We start from the raw sequence: 13102 nt of genomic DNA, 5'->3' as shown, positions 1-13102 counted from the left end.
ATCAGGTGAAACGCAGGGCCATCCTGCGGCGGCGCAACGTCGCGCCGGCCATCGCAAAACCGCCGATCATCATGGCCCAGGTCGCCGGTTCCGGCACCGCACCGGGTCCGGCATTCTGGTCGCTGCCAAAGACCTTCAGCTCGTTGAGCCCCATGGCAAAGGGCTGGTAGAGATTGTGCGCGCCGCCGGTCAGCGGCATGAACTGGATGTAGCGGAAGCTCTCGTCCGACAGCGCGCTGAACGATTGCGCAAGCGGCGCGACGCCATGGGTGTGGACCATCAGCGATCCCACCGCGAGCAGGGTCGGAGCGCCGCCGATCCTGGAACCGTTCGCGCCGTCGTCGATCAGGACATTCGAGCCGAAGATCGCGAAGGTCGCCGTGCCGCGATCCTGGACATGCCCATTGCTGGTATTGAACAGCTCGAAGCCGGAAAGCGTATAGGCCGCGCCGAGGTCGACCGCCACGAACGGATTGCTCACCGTCGGAGAGGAAACGCCGTCGCCGGTGAGGAAGTAGCTTCCGTCGGTGAAGTTCTCCACCGCGGGCTGGCCGATCTGGGCGTTGAACAGATTGCCGGCGCCGTAGACACCGGTCACCCGCGCACCATTCGCCACGAAGGCCGGGCCATTATCGCCGGCGCCCTGGTTATAGGCACTGCTGACGCCTACGATGTTGCTCGCGCTGAGCACGATCTGGCTGGCGCTCGCGATGCCGGGCGTCGCCAGCATGATGGCCATGGCGGCCAGATATTTCGTCATCACAATCTCCCACATTCGGCCGCAACGGGCTCGGCGCAACGGCCGGGACCACGGAGCGGCGCTGAGCAATCTCTGGCATGGCCGGGCGATGCGGCGCGTGCTGCAAATTGCTGCAAAGCGCGCAATATTGCGCACTTGCGGCGCCGCAGTGCTCGCTGCGCTGCCAGCGTTTACCAGGATTTCAGGAAATCGTGCCAGAACGGTACGTTACCGGCGCCGCGCGGCTATAGGGGTGTCATCTCCCAACGCCGGGCGCGTAATAATATTATCAGGAGACCCAGCGCTCCACAGGATATCTGCGCAGTATACGATCGATTGACTCTCGATATTAACGAGGCCGATGATAGAGCTGCGCTGACGGGTGGCGGGGAACCAGACCAGAAGAATGTCGACACACAAGAAGCTTGTCGGTTGGAAAGCGATTGCCGCCTATTTCAGTCGGGACCGGAACACGGTCGCGCGCTGGGCGCGGGAGCGGGGTCTTCCCGTTCATGTCATTCCCGGCGGCAAGCAGCGCTCGGTTTTCGCCTTCGAGAATGAATTGCGGGACTGGGCAACGCGCAACTTCGGTAACGACACCACCGCCGACGAGGCTGCAGCCCCTGCCATCCCGCTCGTTCCGGCACCCGTTCCACCGCGACCGGAGTCTACCGGTTCGCTCTCCCCTGAAAAGCCGCGTCTGCCGGCGCGGATCCTCGCCCGGCTCCGCGCACTTGGCCCCGGCCGGCGGGTGCTCGGCGTCGGCGTGGCGCTTTGCGTCATCGGCGCCGCCTCGCTCTTCGCCATGGGCGGCGGCGCGGAGGCGCCTCGTTCCGCCTTTCCGCAGGGCGCGCAAGCCAGTGCGGACTTCATCGCGGCGCGCGATGCCTGGGCGCGGCGGACCCCCGCCGATCTCGACCGGGCGATCCAGCTCTATGAGAAAGTCATCCGCGCCGAGCCCGGCTTCGCGCCCGCGCGTGCCGGCCTTGCCGAGGCATGGCTCATCCGGCGCGAATATGGCGCCGTCACGGACGCGCGGGCCTATGGGGCGGCGCGCATCGCGGCGCAGAAGGCGATCAGCCTCGATCCCGGGCTGCCCAGCGCCCACCGCGCGCTCGGCTTCATCGATTACTGGTGGGACAATGATCCGGCCGGCGCGGTCAGCGCTTTCCAGCGCGCACTGGCCCTGGACGACCGGGACGGGCAGACGCATTTCTGGTTCGCCAACATCCTTGCCGATCTGGGGCAGGATCAGGCCGCCGAGCGCCATTATGCGCAGGCGCGGCTGCTTTCGCCCGGCTCCGTGCCGATCGCGATCGAGCATGCCTGCGCCCAGTGGCAGGCGGGGCGGGATCAGCGCGCGCTGCAGCTTCTGGAGGCGCTGCGGGCGCAGCATCCTGCCGATCCCACGATCCGCAATTGCCTGAGCTGGGTGCATATCGGGCTTGGTGACATGGCCGGCGCCGCGCAGGCCTATCGCGAACTTGCCGCCCTGCGCCGCGAGCCCGATCTACTCGCCCTCTCCGCCCGGCTCGACGCGGCGGTGGAACAGGATCCCGCCACCGCGCACCGCGTCCTCATCGAGGATGCCCGCCGCGAGATCGCGCTCGGCACGCGCCGCATCCGGGAAGTCCCCGCTTTCTATGCCTCGGCCGTCGGCGACCGGACGGAGATGCTCGACCTCCTGCACGAGGCGGTGCTGCTCGGCGAGCGCTGGTATTCCCACAGCGTCACACGCCGGATGGAAGCGAAATGGCGGCACGACGCGGAAGTCACCCGGCTGCTGCGCCAGCTCCGCACCCCGCCCCCAAGGCTCGGCCCGCTTTAGGGCTGCATAGGCCAGATAGCTGAGGACGGCCATTTGCAGGCCACCAGCGCCGCTCCGGTCCCTCAGTGCGGCACGGCACCGGTCTCCACGCCGGTCTTGTCATGCAGCGCGAAGCGATCGACGATGTCGGCGCTTGCGCGGTTATAGCCCACCACATCCACTGCGCATCCGTCGCGACGCAAACGCGCGATGATCTTGTCGAGCGCGGCCACGCCCGAGATATCCCAGAAGTGCGCGGCGGACACATCGATGAGGACGCGCGCGGCCCGCTCCTCGGTCTGGAAAGCGCGCGTGAAGCGATCGACCGAGGCAAAGAAGATCTGGCCCGTGACGCGATAGACGATCTCCTCGCCGTCCGCGCTGCCTGTGCGCTCGACCGACATCATCCGCTGCACCTTGCCGGCAAAGAAGATGCCGGAAAGCAGCACCCCGGCCAGCACGCCGAGCGAGAGATCATGCGTGGCGACCACCACGATGACTGTCGAGACCATCACGATCGAGGAGGTGACGGGATGATGGCGCAGATTGGCGATGGAGTTCCAGCTGAACGTCCCGATCGAGACCATGATCATCACCGCGACCAGCGCCGGCATGGGAATGCGCCCCACGAACGGCCCGAGCACGGCCAGCAGGAACAGCAGGAAGGCGCCTGCCACGAAGGTGGAGAAGCGCCCGCGCCCGCCCGATGTCACATTGATGACCGACTGGCCGATCATCGCGCAGCCGCCCATCCCGCCGAAGAAGGCTGCGACGATATTCGCGGTCCCCTGCCCCGCGCATTCCTGCCTCTTGTCGCTGTCCGTATCGGTCATGTCGTCCACGATCTGCGCGGTCAGCAGTGATTCCAGAAGGCCGACGGCAGCCATGGTCAGGGAATAGGGCAGGATGATCCGCAGCATGTCCATGGTCAGGGGAACATCCGGCAGGGCAAGGCTCGGCAGGCCCTCCGGCAGCTTGCCCATGTCGCCGACCGTATTGACCGGCAGGCCGAGCCCGATGCTGATTGCCGAAAGCACGAGGATGGCGACCAGCGGCGAAGGCACGGCCCGGGTGACGCGCGGAAGCAGGTAGATGATCGCCAGCCCGGCCGCGACCATCGCATAAGTTTCCCATCCGACATTGGTGAGTTGCGGGAGCTGCGCCATGAAGATGAGGATCGCCAGCGCGTTGACGAAGCCGGCGATCACCGAGCGCGAGACGAATTGCATGAGCAGGTCGAGGCGAAGCAGGCCCGCCACGATCTGGATGAGGCCCATGAGGATGGTGGCGGCGAAGAGATATTCGACGCCATGGTCGCGGACCAGCGGCACGACGAGGACAGCCACGGCAGCGGTCGCGGCCGAGATCATGCCCGGCCGTCCGCCGACGAAGGCGATGACCATCGCGATGGCGACCGAAGCATAGAGCCCGACGCGCGGATCGACACCGGCAATGATCGAGAAGCCGATCGCCTCGGGAATGAGCGCCAGGGCCACCACGACACCGGCCAGAAAATCCCGGCGTACTGCGTCGGGGCCGCCGAACCATTGATGGCGATAGCGGGAGAGAAAATCTGTCATCTGGGGAAAATTCCACAACAAGGCACATGGCGTCCGGATGGGGACGCGGGGTTATGTTTCATGTGTGATGTTGTCCGGCGGATCGGCGGCCGGAATAGCCACCCGGATTTTCACCGGGTCCATGCGAATAAGCGCGTCATAGCCCCAGGCGCTGCGCGCGCAAGGGGAAGCAAGGGCTTTCGGAAACGAGGCAGCCTCTCTGGGCCCTGTCGTCAGGCCGGCACCGCTGCGCCAGCGCCCCTCAGAGCGCGATCACGCAGCCCGACCAGCCCGGCAGTTCCCCTTGCCCCGCGCCGCCTACGCTGGTCAGCGGGGCAGCGTCGCGGGGGGCGGTGGCGGGCCAGGGCGCCGGCGCCTCACCCATGTTGAAGAGGCAGAGCAGGCGCTTCTCGCCGAAGCTGCGCTCGAAGAGCAGCACATTGCCGGCGGCGCGACGGAAGCGGATGGCGCCCCAGCGCAGCGCGGGATGGTCCTTGCGAAAGGCGAGCAGCCGGCGGGTGAGATGCAGCAGCGAAGCGGGGTCGCGCGCCTGCGCGTCGACCGCCAGCGCGGCATGGTCGGGCCCCAGCGGCAGCCAAGGCCGGGCGGTGGAGAAGCCGCAGTGCGGCGCATCGCCTTGCCAGGGCATCGGCGTGCGCGCGCCGTCGCGGCTCAGCGTGAGCGGCCAGTTGGCGATCGCCTCGGGGTCCTGCAGGTCCTCGAAGGCGATGTCCACCTGCGTGAGGCCCAGCTCCTCGCCCTGATAGAGGAAGATGTTGCCCCGCAGGCAGAGCAGCAGCAGCATCTTCATCGCGGCGAAGCGCGCACGCGCCGTCTCGTCCGCGTCCTCGGGCAGCCAGCGGGTGACGGCGCGCGGCGCATCGTGGTTCTCGAAGGCCCAGCTCGGCCAGCCCGTGTCCGCCCCGTCCGGCCATTGCCCGAGCGCCCCGGCGACGGCGCCGGGCGTCAGCGCGGGCGCATAGAGGAAATCGAAGCCATAGCTGGTGTTCAGCCGCCCAGCGCCGCGCGTGTAGAGCTTCATCTCGCGCAGCGCATCATCCCCGCCGATCTCCGCGACAGTGAAGCGGTCGTCATATTCGTCCATCAGCGCCCGCACCCGCTCGATGAAGCGGGGAATGTGCCGATGCCCCTGATTGTGCACGCGGCGCTGGAAATCGAACGGGCGGTTGCGCGCCACGGCCGGATCGGGATGCGGCGGATTGGGGCGCAATCGCGGATCGTGCATCAGGAAGTTGAGCGCATCGAGCCGGAAGCCGTCCACGCCCCGCTCCAGCCAGAAGCGCGCGACATCGAGCAGCGCCTGCTGCACATGCGGATTATGCCCGTTGAGCTGGGGCTGTTCCTTGAGGAAATTGTGGAAATAATATTGCCGCCGGCGCGCGTCCCATGTCCAGGCGGGGCCACCGAACACGCTTTGCCAGTTGGACGGCGGCGAGCCGTCCGGCTTCGCGTCCGCCCAGACGTACCAGTCGGCATGATCCCCGTCGCGGCTCGCGCGGCTCGCCATGAACCATGGGTGCCGGTCGGACGTGTGCGCGAACACCTGGTCGATGATGACGCGCAGGCCCAGCGCATGCGCCCGCGCCACCAGCGCGTCGAAATCGGCGAGCGTCCCGAACAGCGGATCGACATCGCAATAATCCGCCACGTCATAGCCGAAGTCGCGCATCGGCGAGGTGAAGAAGGGCGAGAGCCAGATGGCGTCCACGCCCAGCCCCGCCACATGGTCGAGCCGCGCGGTGATGCCGGGCAGGTCGCCCACGCCATCGCCATTGCTGTCCGCGAAACTGCGGGGATAGATCTGGTAGATCACTGCGCCCAGCCACCACGGCATGGCGGCCGGCTCGCGCTGGCTGACGGGGAGGCTCCGGGCTTCATCGGCGGCGGCGGAAGAAGCGGGCGGACGGGCGGGCGCGGGGTGATTCATGGCCGCAGACTGCATCGTTGCGCCGCCCTGTGCAATCGGGCGTGGAACGGGGCTTGAGCGCGTCCTTCCCCGCCCTCTAGAACGGCGTCACAAGATGTAGGAGAGGCGCATGCGATTCAGGGACAAGGCCGTGCTGGTGATCGGCGGCAACAGCGGCATCGGGCGTGCCGCGGCGCAGGCATTCGCGGCGGAAGGCGCCCATGTCTTCCTCACCGGCCGCGCGCAGGCGACGATCGACGAGACCGTGTCCGCCATCCCCGGCGCGCGCGGCTTCCAGGCGGATATCGCGCAGGTCGGCAGCGGGGCGCAGGCGCTCGCCGCGATCCGGGAGGCGCATGGCAGGCTGGACATACTGTTCGTCAATGCCGGCATCGGCACCTTCGCGCCCGTCGCGGAGGTGACGCCCGCGCAGTGGGACGAGGTCCACAATGTCAATCTGCGCGGCTGCTTCTTCGCGGTGCAGGAAGCGCTGCCGCTGATGGGCAAGGGCGGCGCCATCGTCATCACCGGCTCGATCGGCTCCGTCGCCACCGTGCCGGGCAATGTGATCTACGCGACGGCCAAGGCGGGCCTGCGCGCCGCTGCCCGCACGCTGGCGGCGGAGCTGGTCGGGCGCGGCATCCGCGTCAACATGGTGAGCCCCGGCCCCACCGAGACGCCGATCATCAACCGCACCGGCGGCGTCCCGGCCGAGGCCGTGCCGGGCCTGCGCGAGATCATGACGCAGGCGGTGCCGATGAAGCGCATGGGCACGCCGGAGGAAATCGCGCGCCCGGTGCTCTTCCTCGCGTCGGAAGAGGCGAGCTTCATCACCGGCATCGATCTCTATGTGGATGGCGGCTGCGTGGAGCTTTGAGAGCGCGTCTACGCGCGTGCACCATGAGGAAAATGTGGGAAGGGCTCACGACCAGGACAAGTAGAGCTTTGGGAGCGTGGTTCATCGGGGCCGCGATCCCTTCCCGGCCTCTCCACGGAGAGGCAAAGGTTGAACGGTCAGATCGACAGATCGATCCCCGGCGCGTCGTCTACCGGAATGTGCGGGACTGGTCCCGCCTCCGCCCGCTGCGCATCCGTGCCGGCGCGTTGCAGCGTGCGCAGCAGGAACTGGCCGAACGGCCACGCGCCGAGCCCCGAGGCGGCATTGATGTGGCCCACCGCGCCGGCATCGGCGAAGCGGCTGCCCCAGAACTGCGCCAGTCGTCGCGCACGATGCATGCGGATATAGGGATCGTCATGGCTGCCCACCACGATCGAGGGGAAAGGCAGCGGGCCGCGCGGCGCGGGACCGAAAGGCTTGAGCCGGCTGTCCGTCGGCGCGACGTCCACTTCCGGCGGAGCCACCAGCAGCGCGCCGATCACCGGTTCGCCATAAGCGGGCCGCTCCAGCGCCGCCCACCAGGCAACGGCGTGGCAGCCGAGGCTGTGCGCGACGAGGATCACCGGCCGCCCGGCGCGGCGGATGGCAAGGTTGAGCTGGTTCGCCCAGCCGTTGCGATTCGGCTTCTCCCAGCTTCCCAGTTCGGCGCGCGCGCAATCCTCGAGCTCGCGTTCCCAGATGCTTTGCCAGTGGGTCGGGCCGCTATTGCCCAGTCCGGGGACGGTCAGGATGAGCGGCGTGCGCGCCGCGCGGTCTGATGCATGGGCCATTGGTCAGTCTCCTTGTGTAAGGGGGCATGGCGACCAGTCGACTCGGCATACGTTCCGGCCATGATCTGAAGCTAATGTCTACTTCTTCAATTGACAAGTCCGCCTCGCCGCGCCTGCGCCACGGCTGACGGCATTGTCGGGCCTCGGGCCGCCTCGCGGGTCATGTTGCCGCGCATCTTGCCCTGCTCGCGCCGCGCCACCATCTGTGAGCCCTCATCCCGTTCTTTCGAGGAATGCCCATGTCAAAGGCCGCGTTGTTCACGCCCCTGTCCGTCGGCGCCCTGCCGCTGCGCAACCGCATCGTCATTGCGCCGATGTGCCAATATTCGGCGGTGGATGGCTGCATGACCGATTGGCATCTCATCCATCTGGGGCAGCTTGCCATGTCCGGCGCGGCGCTCCTCACCATCGAGGCGACGGCCGTGGTGCCGGAAGGCCGCATCAGCCATGCCGATGTGGGCTTGTGGAATGACGAGACCGAGGCGGCGATGGCGCGCACGCTGGAGAGCATCCGCCGCTGGTCGGACATGCCGGTGGCGGTCCAGCTTGCCCATGCCGGGCGCAAGGCCTCGACGGAAGTGCCGTGGAAGGGCGGTCACCAGTTGCCGCCCACCGATCCCAATGGTTGGCAGACGCAGGCCCCCTCGCCTCTCGCGTTCGCCGAGGGCCAGACGCCACCGCTCGCGCTCGACCGGGAGGGGCTGGCCCGCGTGCGCGATGCCTTTGCGGAGTCGGCCCGGCGCGCGGCGCGCATCGGCATCGATGCGGTGCAGATCCACGCGGCGCATGGCTATCTGCTGCACCAGTTCCTCTCGCCCCTCTCCAACCGGCGCGATGACGATTATGGCGGCAGCCTCGAGAACCGCATGCGCTTCCCGCTGGAAGTGTTCGATGCCGTGCGCGCCGCTTTCCCGGCCGACCGGCCGGTGACGGTCCGCGTGTCCGGCACGGACTGGGTGGAAGGCGGCTGGACGAGCGAGCAGACCGTCGCTTTCGCGCAGGCGCTCGAAGCGCGCGGCTGCGCGGCGATCCATGTCTCCAGCGGCGGGCTCGATCCGCGCCAGGCCATCCCCGTCGGCCCCGGTTATCAGGTGCCGCTGGCCCGCGCAGTGAAGCAGGCCGTTGCCATGCCGGTCGTGGCCGTCGGCCTCATCACCGATTTCGAGCATGCCGAAGCCATTGTCGGGACGGGCGATGCGGACCTCGTCGCCATCGCCCGCGCCATTCTCTACGATCCGCGCTGGCCCTGGCACGCCGCCGCGCATCTGGGCGCGCAAGTCACGGCTCCGCCGCAATATCTGCGCTGCCAGCCCCGCCGTTATCCCACGCTGTTCGGAAGCTGACGCATCGGCCGGGCCGGGCGGTGAGCGCAGCGCTATCCCGCACCCCCTGAATCATGTATTATCCCCCAGCCGTGGAACGCGGCACGGCGTCTTCCGCGGGGGAAAGGCGGATGAAGAGGTTCTGGAAGGCCTGCGTCCTGGGGGGAACGGCGCTCACCCTCGCTGGCTCGGCTCATGCGCCGCATATCTCGCCTGCGATATTGGCAGCGCTCGATCCCGGGCGCCTCGCCGCGTTCATGTGCGGCTCCCGGGCCGTGGGCACGGCGCTTGCTCGCGAGTTGCTCATCGCCGCGGCAGTCGCGGCGCCGATGGACCAGCTCGGGCCCATTCCCCTCTATTCCGATCTGGCGACATCGCCCTTCCGGGTCACGACCGCCGCTCCCGAGGCGCAGCGTTATTTCAGCCAGGGCCTGCTGCTCACTTACGGGTTCAATCATGCCGGCGCCGTGCGCTCGTTCCGCGAGGCGCAGCGGCTGGATCCGGATTGCGCGATGTGCTGGTGGGGCGAGGCCGTGGCGCTCGGCCCCAATATCAATGCGCCGATGGAGGAACGCGACCGGCCGGCAGCACTGGCGGCGATCGAGAAGGCCATGGCGCTGCGCACGCGTACCGCGCCACATGAGCGGGCCCTGATCGAAGCGCTCGCCCAGCGTTATTCGCCCGATGCCGGGGCCGATCGCGCGGCACTGGATGCCGCTTATGCCGATGCGATGCTCGCCGTCGCCCGGGCGTTCCCCGCCAATGACGATATCGCCCTGCTCGCCGCCGAAGCGGCCATGGACACCACGCCCTGGAATTACTGGGAAGCCGACAAGCGCACGCCCATCGGCCGCGCCGGGGAAGCCGTCCGTCTGGTCGAGGCCGTGCTGCAGCGCGATCCCGCGCATGTCCAGGCGGCGCATCTCTACATCCATCTCATGGAAGCCAGCGATCCGGCGCGTGCCGAGGCGGCCGCCGACCGGCTCGCCAGCCCGCGCGCGCCAAGCGCGGGTCATCTGGTCCACATGCCCGGCCACATCTATGCGCGGCGGGGGCGTTATGCGGAGTCGATCCGGGTGAACGTCGCCGCCGTCCGGGCAGACGAAGCCTTCATCCGCGATACGGACGACCGGAGCCTCGTGCGCTACGGCTATTATCCCCACAATATCCATTTCATCGTCACTTCGGCCCAGATGAGCGGCGACATGGCGACCGCCATCCGGGAAGCGAAGCGGCTGCGCGCCGTGCTCGATCCGGCGACATCGGCCAGGATCGCCTGGATCCAGCTGATCGATGCGGCGCCCTATCAGGCCTATGCCCAGTTCGCGGAAGCGCGCGCGATCCTTGCCTTGCCCGAGGGCGACGCGCGGCTGCCTTATGCCGTTGCCATGCGGCATTATGCGCGTGCGATCGCCTTTGCCCGGATGCAGGACCGGAAAGGCTTCGATCGCGAAATGGCGGCGCTTGCCCGATGGTCCGCATCCGATGCCTTCGCGGACATGGTCGCGCAGGACGTCCCCGCGCCCGATCTGCTGGCGCTCGCCCAGGCCGTGGCGCAAGGCCGCTTCGCCGATGCGCAGGGGCGCCATGGCGACGCCGCGGACCATTATCGCCGGGCCATCGCCATCGAGGCGACATTGCCCTACACCGAGCCATCCTACTGGTATTATCCGGTCAGCCAGTCGCTCGGCGCCGCCCTGTTCCGGGCCGGGCGCCATGACGAGGCGGCCGACGCCTTCCGCGCCGCGCTGGTGCAGACGCCGGGCAATGGCTGGGCGCTCTACGGCCTCATGCGCAGCGAAGCCTCGCAAGGCCACCGGCTGGAGGCGGCCGCGGCAAAACAGGCGCTCGGCAAGGCATGGCAGGGGGACAGGCGCTGGCTCCGCATGGATCGCCTGTGACGCGCTGACTGCTGCCTTTGCCCGCTGCCTTGATCCTCGCCCTGCCCACCCGGACCGTTCCGGCCCGGTGCGCGCGTCAGGCCGGCGGCGTGCCCTACTCGCGCGTTGCGAGCCAGATGACGTGCTTGTCGCCCCGGCCGTTCTCGCCGGTGCGCATGCTGATTTCCTCCACGATGAAGCCGGCATCCTCCAGCTCGTCGGCAAAGCCGGGATCGGGATAGCCCGACCAGATCGCCAGAACGCCGCCGGGCCGCAGCGCGGCGTGGCACATGGCGAGCCCTTCCCGGGAATAGATCCGGTCGTTAGGCACATGGATGAGTCCGTCCGGCCCGTTGTCGACATCCATCAGGATCGCGTCGAAATCCTCATGGGAATGGACGATCAGGTCGTACACGTCGCGGATCGTCACCGTCACGCGCTCGTCCTGCAGCGCGTCGCCGAACAGATGCGCCAGCGGCCCCTTCGCCCATTCGAGCACGGCGGGCACCAGTTCCGCCACGACGATGCGGGCGCTGGCGGGCAAGGCGGCAAGCGCGGCGACGAGCGTGAAGCCCATGCCCAGCCCGCCGATCAGCATCCGGCTGTCCGGCGTGGCGATGCGCTGGCAGGCCAGCGTCGCCAGCGCCCGCTCGGATCGGCTGGCCCAGCTCACCATGAGCTGGATGTCGCCATATTCGATCGCGAAATCCTTGCCGCATTGCCGCAGCAGCAACTGGCCGCCGCCGGGAATCTCCGCCGTGTCGATCAGCTCGACCGGCAGCGTGCTGGCCTCTGCCAGATTGCCGGGCGCACTGCTCATGCGACGCCCGCCGTCACGAGGGAAAATGCAGGCAAGGCCCCCTTCGGCCTGGCATGAATGGCGCAACGGCGCCGGCGGCCGGCTCTGCACAACTGGCTCATCAATCGTCCTGTCAGGTTGATATTGCGCGCGGCGTCAGCCGGATGGCCTTCATCAAGCGGCGATACGCATCGCCCATGCGCAGGTTGGAGGCGGGGAGACAAGGCAATTGCGGCGACCGGTCCGCGATTGCACGCGAAACGGGCGCCGCCCCTGCGGTTTGGGGTTGATCGACATTTAGATGATGGCGTGGCGAAAATGGTGGTTTCTCGGGACCCGGAGCGCCGCGTACTCAAGGTACGTGAGCACCGGAAGCCCGGAAAACCGCCATTTGCAGGCCGCCAGCGCTGAATGTCGATTAGCCCTAGAGATAGGATTTCGGCATCCGGCAGACATACAGCGAGGACCGCACCACCGGCGTCTCGATCACCCGCGCTTTCATGCCCCGCCGAAGGGCTTCGGTGTCCGGCACATTGTTGAGCACGACCCGCGTGCCCCCCGATGTCAGCGGCTCGATCACGGAGATGCCCAGATCCTGCTTGGCGCAATAGTCGGTCACTTCCGCCACGGAAGCGTTGATGGCGATCGCGCGGCTCATGCGAACGAAACCCCGAGGATGCGGCGGCCGCCGAGCTGCTTCTGCGGCCCAGGAAGGCCGTTCACTGCGTAGGGATGGGCCGCTATCCGGCGCCCGATCGCCCGCGCCGTCTCGCGCAATTTCCGGCGGCTCTGGCCGCAGTCGGAGAACTGGGCTCGCAGCAGCGCGAGCTGCTGGTCGTGTAAAAGTCCATTGAAATCTTCCATCAGGCATGTCCCGATCAGCAAGCGGGAGCGCGGATGGTCTCTCAGTTGCGGCGAAAGCTTGCGGAGCGGGTTCGCGGCAATGCGGCCTTATGGCACAAGCGCCGCTTGTTGTCGCCGCAATTCGTGCCGCTCGGCCCGCGGCAAGGCGCCGTGGCCTGTCGCCCCCGAGCCCGGCGCGTCACCTCGCAGCGCCGCACGCGCCAAGGCGGCATGGACAAATCCCGAGGTCATGGCGGCCACCACATCTCTTCATGCACGACGTCCTCCCGGACCCTGATCCGGGAGCCCGCTGCCTTGAAGATCGCCGGGTCCAACCACTTTGGGGAGCTTGAAGAAGCGGGGTCCCGGGGCAAGCCCGGGATGACCAACGAGAATGGCTGAAAGCGCACTTCCGGCATCCTCAAGGTTTGCGATTTTGTCCACGCCGCCTTGCCAGAGCCGCGAAAGCGCCGGTCGATCTGCAGCCCCGGCCGAACAAAAGGCGGACGCGACAAGCGCGCCCGCCTCCTCCCACATAATCAGTGCGCATCGGCCGGC

At 67.9% G+C, this 13102-nt stretch carries 11 protein-coding genes and 1 other annotated feature; of the genes, 4 read left to right on the top strand and 7 right to left on the bottom strand.

Going from position 1 to position 13102, the window contains the following annotated elements; all coding sequences use genetic code 11:
• Position 1 precedes the first annotated feature (1 nt).
• Positions 2 to 760, bottom strand: coding sequence for a PEPxxWA-CTERM sorting domain-containing protein (locus tag SLG_RS03545; RefSeq protein WP_014075048.1), 759 nt, complete (start codon positions 758 to 760; stop codon positions 2 to 4).
• A gap of 385 nt (positions 761 to 1145) precedes the next feature.
• On the opposite strand from SLG_RS03545, the gene SLG_RS03540 reads away from it, so the two are divergent.
• Entirely contained in the window at positions 1146 to 2567 is a 1422-nt protein-coding gene (locus SLG_RS03540; RefSeq protein WP_014075047.1) for a tetratricopeptide repeat protein, read from the top strand.
• 62 nt (positions 2568 to 2629) lie between these two features.
• Here SLG_RS03540 and SLG_RS03535 read toward each other — a convergent pair whose 3' ends face one another.
• Together SLG_RS03535 and SLG_RS03530 are read right to left on the bottom strand one after the other, a co-directional pair.
• Positions 2630 to 4126 (bottom strand): SulP family inorganic anion transporter, encoded by a 1497-nt coding sequence (locus tag SLG_RS03535; RefSeq protein ID WP_014075046.1) that lies wholly within the window; start codon positions 4124 to 4126, stop codon positions 2630 to 2632.
• 68 nt (positions 4127 to 4194) lie between these two features.
• Positions 4195 to 4250: a sequence feature (sul1 is cis-regulatory element that is thought to sense ions involved in sulfur or methionine metabolism; They are found in Alphaproteobacteria), on the bottom strand.
• A gap of 117 nt (positions 4251 to 4367) precedes the next feature.
• Positions 4368 to 5960 carry an alpha-glucosidase gene (locus SLG_RS03530; protein ID WP_041392519.1) on the bottom strand — a complete coding sequence of 531 codons (1593 nt, stop codon included), beginning with the start codon at positions 5958 to 5960 and terminating at the stop codon, positions 4368 to 4370.
• 202 nt (positions 5961 to 6162) lie between these two features.
• Here SLG_RS03530 and SLG_RS03525 point away from each other — a divergent pair, with 202 nt between their 5' ends.
• The gene (locus tag SLG_RS03525) at positions 6163 to 6909 is read left to right on the top strand and encodes an SDR family NAD(P)-dependent oxidoreductase (RefSeq protein ID WP_014075044.1); all 747 of its coding nucleotides are present in this window, start codon (positions 6163 to 6165) and stop codon (positions 6907 to 6909) included.
• A gap of 137 nt (positions 6910 to 7046) precedes the next feature.
• Here SLG_RS03525 and SLG_RS03520 read toward each other — a convergent pair whose 3' ends face one another.
• On the bottom strand, positions 7047 to 7700 hold the full coding sequence (locus SLG_RS03520) for an RBBP9/YdeN family alpha/beta hydrolase (protein WP_014075043.1): 654 nt from the start codon (positions 7698 to 7700) through the stop codon (positions 7047 to 7049).
• Between the two features lie 239 nt (positions 7701 to 7939).
• Between SLG_RS03520 and SLG_RS03515 the strand changes: the two genes are divergently transcribed.
• On the top strand, positions 7940 to 9043 hold the full coding sequence (locus tag SLG_RS03515; RefSeq protein WP_014075042.1) for an NADH:flavin oxidoreductase/NADH oxidase: 1104 nt from the start codon (positions 7940 to 7942) through the stop codon (positions 9041 to 9043).
• Between the two features lie 110 nt (positions 9044 to 9153).
• Positions 9154 to 10923 (top strand): tetratricopeptide repeat protein, encoded by a 1770-nt coding sequence (locus tag SLG_RS03510; RefSeq protein ID WP_148276479.1) that lies wholly within the window; start codon positions 9154 to 9156, stop codon positions 10921 to 10923.
• Between the two features lie 94 nt (positions 10924 to 11017).
• On the opposite strand, the gene SLG_RS03505 is transcribed toward SLG_RS03510, so the two are convergent.
• The 3 genes from SLG_RS03505 to SLG_RS21235 all read right to left on the bottom strand — a co-directional run bounded on the left by SLG_RS03505 (position 11018) and on the right by SLG_RS21235 (position 12565).
• On the bottom strand, positions 11018 to 11722 hold the full coding sequence (locus SLG_RS03505) for a spermidine synthase (RefSeq protein WP_014075040.1): 705 nt from the start codon (positions 11720 to 11722) through the stop codon (positions 11018 to 11020).
• A gap of 403 nt (positions 11723 to 12125) precedes the next feature.
• The gene (locus SLG_RS03500) at positions 12126 to 12359 is read right to left on the bottom strand and encodes a hypothetical protein (protein WP_014075039.1); all 234 of its coding nucleotides are present in this window, start codon (positions 12357 to 12359) and stop codon (positions 12126 to 12128) included.
• The gene (locus SLG_RS21235) at positions 12356 to 12565 is read right to left on the bottom strand and encodes a hypothetical protein (RefSeq protein ID WP_014075038.1); all 210 of its coding nucleotides are present in this window, start codon (positions 12563 to 12565) and stop codon (positions 12356 to 12358) included. The genes SLG_RS03500 and SLG_RS21235 overlap by 4 nt, the downstream gene beginning before the upstream one ends.
• Positions 12566 to 13102: the final 537 nt, after the last annotated feature.

The organism is Sphingobium sp. SYK-6 (assembly GCF_000283515.1).
Taxonomy (GTDB): Bacteria; Pseudomonadota; Alphaproteobacteria; order Sphingomonadales; family Sphingomonadaceae; genus Sphingobium; species Sphingobium lignivorans.
The sequence above is the reverse complement of the archived record's forward strand: the minus strand, read 5'-3'. Positions and strand labels throughout refer to the sequence as shown.

What these genes read in the sequence shown, in the direction of transcription:
- SLG_RS03530 (WP_041392519.1), bottom strand. Translation starts at nt 5,960, where the DNA reads ATGCCGTGGTGGCTGGGCGCAGTGATCTACCAGATCTATCCCCGCAGT.
- SLG_RS03525 (WP_014075044.1), top strand. Translation starts at nt 6,163, where the DNA reads ATGCGATTCAGGGACAAGGCCGTGCTGGTGATCGGCGGCAACAGCGGC.
- SLG_RS03500 (WP_014075039.1), bottom strand. Translation starts at nt 12,359, where the DNA reads ATGAGCCGCGCGATCGCCATCAACGCTTCCGTGGCGGAAGTGACCGAC.
- SLG_RS03515 (WP_014075042.1), top strand. Translation starts at nt 7,940, where the DNA reads ATGTCAAAGGCCGCGTTGTTCACGCCCCTGTCCGTCGGCGCCCTGCCG.
- SLG_RS03510 (WP_148276479.1), top strand. Translation starts at nt 9,154, where the DNA reads ATGAAGAGGTTCTGGAAGGCCTGCGTCCTGGGGGGAACGGCGCTCACC.
- SLG_RS03520 (WP_014075043.1), bottom strand. Translation starts at nt 7,700, where the DNA reads ATGGCCCATGCATCAGACCGCGCGGCGCGCACGCCGCTCATCCTGACC.
- SLG_RS03540 (WP_014075047.1), top strand. Translation starts at nt 1,146, where the DNA reads ATGTCGACACACAAGAAGCTTGTCGGTTGGAAAGCGATTGCCGCCTAT.
- SLG_RS03535 (WP_014075046.1), bottom strand. Translation starts at nt 4,126, where the DNA reads ATGACAGATTTTCTCTCCCGCTATCGCCATCAATGGTTCGGCGGCCCC.
- SLG_RS03545 (WP_014075048.1), bottom strand. Translation starts at nt 760, where the DNA reads ATGACGAAATATCTGGCCGCCATGGCCATCATGCTGGCGACGCCCGGC.
- SLG_RS21235 (WP_014075038.1), bottom strand. Translation starts at nt 12,565, where the DNA reads ATGGAAGATTTCAATGGACTTTTACACGACCAGCAGCTCGCGCTGCTG.
- SLG_RS03505 (WP_014075040.1), bottom strand. Translation starts at nt 11,722, where the DNA reads ATGAGCAGTGCGCCCGGCAATCTGGCAGAGGCCAGCACGCTGCCGGTC.